The 5,115-nt window shown below is 71.3% G+C and carries 7 protein-coding genes; 4 read left to right on the plus strand and 3 right to left on the minus strand.

Annotation, left to right across the window (positions count from 1 at the left end; genetic code table 11):
• Positions 1–18: 18 nt before the first annotated feature.
• The gene (locus tag C7C45_RS16830; RefSeq protein ID WP_110564595.1) at positions 19–276 is read right to left on the minus strand and encodes a hypothetical protein; all 258 of its coding nucleotides are present in this window, start codon (positions 274–276) and stop codon (positions 19–21) included.
• 142 nt (positions 277–418) lie between these two features.
• Between C7C45_RS16830 and C7C45_RS16835 the strand changes: the two genes are divergently transcribed.
• The 4 genes from C7C45_RS16835 to C7C45_RS16850 all read left to right on the plus strand — a co-directional run bounded on the left by C7C45_RS16835 (position 419) and on the right by C7C45_RS16850 (position 3,584).
• Positions 419–634 carry a helix-turn-helix transcriptional regulator gene (locus C7C45_RS16835; protein WP_110564596.1) on the plus strand — a complete coding sequence of 72 codons (216 nt, stop codon included), beginning with the start codon at positions 419–421 and terminating at the stop codon, positions 632–634.
• A gap of 327 nt (positions 635–961) precedes the next feature.
• Positions 962–2,128 (plus strand): acyl-CoA dehydrogenase family protein, encoded by a 1,167-nt coding sequence (locus C7C45_RS16840; protein WP_110564597.1) that lies wholly within the window; start codon positions 962–964, stop codon positions 2,126–2,128.
• Complete coding sequence (locus C7C45_RS16845) at positions 2,118–3,275, plus strand: CaiB/BaiF CoA transferase family protein (protein ID WP_110564598.1); 1,158 nt, start codon at positions 2,118–2,120, stop codon at positions 3,273–3,275. The genes C7C45_RS16840 and C7C45_RS16845 overlap by 11 nt, the downstream gene beginning before the upstream one ends.
• A gap of 30 nt (positions 3,276–3,305) precedes the next feature.
• Positions 3,306–3,584: a hypothetical protein gene (locus tag C7C45_RS16850; RefSeq protein ID WP_146247339.1), complete on the plus strand. Its 279-nt coding sequence runs from the start codon at positions 3,306–3,308 to the stop codon at positions 3,582–3,584.
• On the opposite strand, the gene C7C45_RS16855 is transcribed toward C7C45_RS16850, so the two are convergent.
• Together C7C45_RS16855 and C7C45_RS16860 are read right to left on the minus strand one after the other, a co-directional pair.
• The gene (locus C7C45_RS16855; protein WP_110564681.1) at positions 3,585–4,421 is read right to left on the minus strand and encodes a cytochrome c oxidase assembly protein; all 837 of its coding nucleotides are present in this window, start codon (positions 4,419–4,421) and stop codon (positions 3,585–3,587) included. It abuts the gene before it with no gap.
• 164 nt (positions 4,422–4,585) lie between these two features.
• Positions 4,586–5,077 (minus strand): DUF2243 domain-containing protein, encoded by a 492-nt coding sequence (locus tag C7C45_RS16860; protein WP_110564600.1) that lies wholly within the window; start codon positions 5,075–5,077, stop codon positions 4,586–4,588.
• Between the last annotated feature and the right edge of the window lie 38 nt (positions 5,078–5,115).

Here is a 5,115-nt window from a genome sequence, read left to right on the forward strand (position 1 = left end):
CTACTTCTCATCACTTGATCACCGCAGGCCCTGACGTCGCCGAACCAGGTGGCGGCCCAGATTGCGCAGATTGGATGTCTCGGAGTAGAGCGCCGCGTTGATCGCACCGACGGCAACCCCGGGCGCCCGCTGCACTCGGTCGACGTCCTGGACCACCCGGCCGATCAACGCCAGTCGACAACGGAGATCGAACAACTCCCTCCGCGCACAGTGCAGCGCCGTCTCCAGTCCCCCGACCCGCTCCCGCAACCACGCCAACTCCGTCGCCTGATCCATGGGCACCCCTCCCATCGCTCGCGATCGCCACCCAGGCAGCCCGGCCTCTGTCTGGACCGTCGTGTTCACCCTCACCCATTCGGGAGGACTGCGCAAGTAGGTAGGCGCAATTAGGCATGCCTGATCGCCCTACCGTCGAGTGATGGGTGAAGTCCCGGGTCCGCTGGTCGGTCCGCACGAGGTGCAAGACCTGCTCGGCGTGAGCCGCACCCGCATGCGGCAACTCATCCGCTATCCGACCTTCCCCGCGCCGTTCCAACGGCTGCACGGTACGACGGTCTGGCTGCGCGCCGATGTGGAGGCGTGGATCGCCGAGCACCGCCCGCCGCGCCCGACCGACGGCGACGAGGCCGAGTAGCCCCTCGGCTCGGCCATCACTCAGCGGCGAGGCTGTTCAAGACAGCCGGACGCTACGCCTCCCGGCCACCATGGCCGGCTGCCGCCATCGACATGAACGTCACGTCCCCGAACTCGACCTCCGCCTGAGCGACAGCGTCCATCTCCATTGGATGCCAGGTGTCCGTCACGACTTCGCAGCAGTCGGTGCAGTAGAAGAGGTAGAACGCTGTGGCGGCCTCGTCGTAGCGGGCTCACGCCTGACGTCCCCGGACGCCCCGATGGCCGCGGGCCAGCCGCCGATCACGGCTTATTGACAGGCCGCCAACAGGGCGCGAGGGTGGTGCACATGCCGACGCCCTCGCTCGATGGCTCCCCCGCACCCTGGCGCGAGCCGGAGCACGACGATCTGGCCGAGCTGGCCCGCACCTTCTTCACCAAGGACGTGCTGCCGCACACCGACCGCCTGCTGGCCCAGGGGCACCCGGATCGCGAGCACTACCGGCGCGCCGGTGAGCTGGGGCTGCTCGGCCTGTCCGTCCCCGAGGAGTACGGCGGCGGGGGCGGCCGGTTCACCCACGAGGCCGTACTGCTGCACGAGCAGGCGTACACCGGGGAGAGCAGCCTCGGCTTGGCCGTCCACAGCGGCATCGTCACCGGCTACCTGGTGGCGTACGGCAGCGAGGAACAGAAGCGACGGTGGTTGCCCGGCCTGTGCAGCGGTGAACTGGTCGGCGCGATCGCGATGACCGAGCCCGACGGCGGCTCCGATCTACAGGCGATGCGTAGCCGGGCGGTCCGCGACGGAGACGACTACCTCGTCACCGGCGCGAAGACGTTCATCACCAACGGCGGCCTGGCCGATCTGGTCATCGTGGCCGTGAAGACCGACCCCGAGCAGCGGGCGGCCGGCGTTTCGCTGCTGGTCTGCGAGGTCGGTGGTGACCCGGAGGGCTTCCGTCGGGGCCGACTGCTGTCCAAGATCGGGCTGCACGCCAACGACACCGCCGAGCTGTTCTTCGACGAGTTCCGGGTGCCGGCGGCCAACCTGCTCGGCGACGCCGAGGGGCTGGGCTTCATCCAGCTCATGCGGCAGCTTCCGCAGGAACGGCTGGTCATCGGTGTCGGCGCGGTCGCGGCGATGGAACGGGCCGTCGAGCTGACCGTTGCGTACGCCAAGGAGCGCACCGCCTTCGGCAAGACGCTGATGGGCCATCAGAACACCCGGATGGTGCTCGCCGAGTGCGCCACCCGCACCCGGGTCAGCCGGGTCTTCCTGGACGACTGCATCGTCCGACACACGCGCGGCGACCTGGACGTGGCGACCGCGGCGATGGCGAAGTCCTGGCTCACCGACGGGCAGTGCGAGGTCGTCGACCGGTGCCTTCAGCTCTTCGGCGGCTACGGCTACACGACGGAGTACCCGATCGCCCGGATGTACGCCGACGCTCGCGTTCAGAAGATCTACGGCGGGACCAACGAGATCATGAAGGAGTTGATCGCCCGTGCCCTCTGAGGCGTACGCGGTCCGCACCCCGCACGGGCACGGCCGGAACACCGGGCCGCTCGCCGGGGTACGGGTCGTCGAGCTGGCAAGTCTCGCCCCGGCACCGTTCGGCTGCATGGTGCTCGCCGACCTCGGCGCGGACGTGGTGCGGGTGGACCGGCCGGGCGCCCCGGGAGCGGGACGGCTCGCCGCGCCGACCGGCGGGCCGTTACAGCGCGGACGGCGGATCACCGCACTGGACCTGAAGTCCCCGGCCGGGGTGGCGGACCTGCTGCGCCTGGCCGAGCGGGCGGACGTGCTCGTCGAGGCGTACCGGCCGGGGGTGGCCGAGCGGCTCGGCTTCGGGCCGGAGATCTGCTCGGCCCGCAACCCCCGACTGGTGTACGCGCGGATGACCGGCTGGGGTCAGGACGGCCCGCTGGCGACCCGAGCCGGGCACGACATCGACTACATCGCGGTGGCCGGGGCGTTGGAGCCGCTGGGCCGGGCCGGCGAGCGCCCGTACGCGCCGATGAACCTGCTCGGCGACTTCGGCGGGGGCGGCATGCTGCTCGCCGTCGGCGTGCTGGCAGCACTGCTAGAACGGGAACGCTCCGGCGTCGGCCAGGTGGTCGACGCGGCGATGGTGGACGGGTCGGCGCTGCTCACGTCGTTCCTGCACGGGCTGCTCGGCAGCGGCCTGTGGGCCGCGCCGCGCGGGCGCAACATGTTCGACGGTGGGGCACCGTTCTACGACACGTACCGCACCTCCGACGCTGGATTCATGGCCGTCGGCGCGATGGAACCAGCCTTCTACGCCGTACTGCTCACCGGCCTCGACCTCGCCGACGACCCGGACCTGCCCACCCAGTACGACCCGAGCGGCTGGGACGAGCTGCGCCGCCGGTTCACCGAGCGGTTCGCCGAACGGACCCGCGACGAGTGGACGGCGGTCTTCGCCGACCTGGACGCCTGCGTCGCACCGGTGCTCGCCCCCGGCGAGGCGCACCAGCACCCGCACAACGCCGCCCGGGGCACCTTCGTGGAGGTGGGCGGCGAGATCCAGCCGGCCCCGGCGCCCCGCTTCGGCCGCACACCGGCTGCCCGCCCGACCCCCGCGCCGGACCCGGAACAGGACGTTCTGCCGGTCGAGGAGATCCTGGTCGGGTGGCGGTGACGCCGGGAGATCCTCTAGGGAGTCGACAACATGGGTGCGGACAGTTGGATGGGCCACGTCAACGGAATCCTCTACGGGATCCAGTTCGACGAGACGCTCGACGACACGGTGGTGGCCCGGGTCGCCGACGGGGTGGCCGCCGGGCTCTACCCGGGTGACCGGGCCGAGACGCGGGACGCGCTGAATCACGCACTGCGGCACCCCGGCCCCCTGAACCACGAGATCGAAACCCACCACAGCGAGCAGAGCATCCGCACCTTCCTCAACCGGCTCTCCACCACCCTGGCGACGCCCACCCCGCCAAGTTGATCAAGAAGTTCGCGTCACGGAACCGTTCCCTGGTGACGCAAACTTCTTGATCAACCGGGGTGGGCGGGTGGGCGGGTGGGTGGGTGGGTGGGGTGGGTGGGGACGGGCGGGGCGGTTGTACCAGGTGGCGAAGAGGGCCACCGCCAGGAGCAACTCCGCCAGGTCACCGCCGTAGTACATGAGCTGGGCGGCCGACTGGAACGCCGCCGGATCCCGGTCGGTGAGGCCGGGCGGCAGGGTCCCGGCGTTCGCGTACAGGTATTTGGCCAGCACGGCGTGACCGGCCGCCGCCCCCAGCAGCGCGCCCACCCGTACGGCCTGGCCGGGGCGGCGCGGCGCCGGGTCCGGCCCGGCCAGGGTCCAGGCGAAGAGATAGCCGGCGGCGACATAGTGCAGATGCAGGGCGTGGTGCAGCACAGAGTTTCGTTCGGCCGCCGCATACAGCGGGGTGAGCAGCACCAGCGTCAGCCCACCCGTGCTGAGCAGTGCGGCGGCGACCGGGTGGGCGATTAGGTGCAGGAGACGGGCGCGCAGCAGCCGGCCCACCACCCGGCGTACGGGCGGCGGGGCGACGCGCAGCAGCAGGGTCACCGGGGCGCCGAGTACCAGCCCGAGCGGGGCGAGCATGCCAAGCAGAAGGTGCTGCGCCATGTGCCCGCGCGGATCGTCGGGGAGCTGGGCCAGCGGACCCACGGCAACCGCCAGCAACGCGGACCCGCCGAGCCAGGCGGCGGTGCGCCGGCAATCCCAACCCCTCGGGTCACGCACGGCAGCCAGCAGATAACTGCCCGCCAGCAACGCGACCGGGACCAGCGGCAACCAGCCCGACCCATCCACCCCGTGCCCACCATGCGCGAACGGGGTCGCCCCGAACCAGCCGGCCCCGTCCGCCCCCGGCCCCGCATCCGCGACGGGGAGCGGCCCAGGCCCGCCCGACCCGTGCCCACCGTCCGCGAACGCGGGCGGCCCGAACCAGCCCGGCGGGCCGGAAGGAGCCGCCGTCACCTCGGGCCGTCGCCAGGCTGCCGGGACCGGGACCACCACACCACCGCGACGCCAGCCAGCAGCAGCACCGAGCCGGCCACGTTCCACACCACGTCGTACGGCACCAGGTGTACGCCGTAGCGGATCTGGTGCAGCCGAAGCACCTTGTGGTCGATCAACCCGTCGAAGAGCTGGAACCCTCCGGCGCCAAGCAGGAAGCCGCCCCAGGCCAGCCGGTCCGACAGAGCGCGCCGTCGGCGCAGGTCGGCGAACCAGAAGAACCCGCCCACCAGGGCGATCACCTCGGCGGCGTGCAGCAGCCCGTCCGACAGCAGGGCCACCGACGGGGTGGACCGGTCATAGAAATGGTGCCAGGCCAGCAACTGGTGGAAGACGATCTCGTCCACCGCAGCCATGATCGCGACACCGATCAGGACGCCGGCGAACGCGGAAGACCGGCCGTCCGGCACGTCAGCGGTACGCGTACGCGGCACGATCGAGTCGGCCATCAAACACCTCACTTCCTCGTCGGATCGGGTTCATCGGG

It is taken from the genome of Micromonospora arborensis (assembly GCF_003205615.1).
GTDB classification, from domain to species: domain Bacteria; phylum Actinomycetota; class Actinomycetes; order Mycobacteriales; family Micromonosporaceae; genus Micromonospora; species Micromonospora arborensis.

Bases quoted from the DNA above. Each gene is read 5' to 3' on its own strand.
- C7C45_RS16830 (WP_110564595.1), bottom strand. From the start codon at position 276: ATGGATCAGGCGACGGAGTTGGCGTGGTTGCGGGAGCGGGTCGGGGGA.
- C7C45_RS16835 (WP_110564596.1), top strand. From the start codon at position 419: ATGGGTGAAGTCCCGGGTCCGCTGGTCGGTCCGCACGAGGTGCAAGAC.
- C7C45_RS16840 (WP_110564597.1), top strand. From the start codon at position 962: ATGCCGACGCCCTCGCTCGATGGCTCCCCCGCACCCTGGCGCGAGCCG.
- C7C45_RS16850 (WP_146247339.1), top strand. From the start codon at position 3,306: ATGGGTGCGGACAGTTGGATGGGCCACGTCAACGGAATCCTCTACGGG.
- C7C45_RS16860 (WP_110564600.1), bottom strand. From the start codon at position 5,077: ATGGCCGACTCGATCGTGCCGCGTACGCGTACCGCTGACGTGCCGGAC.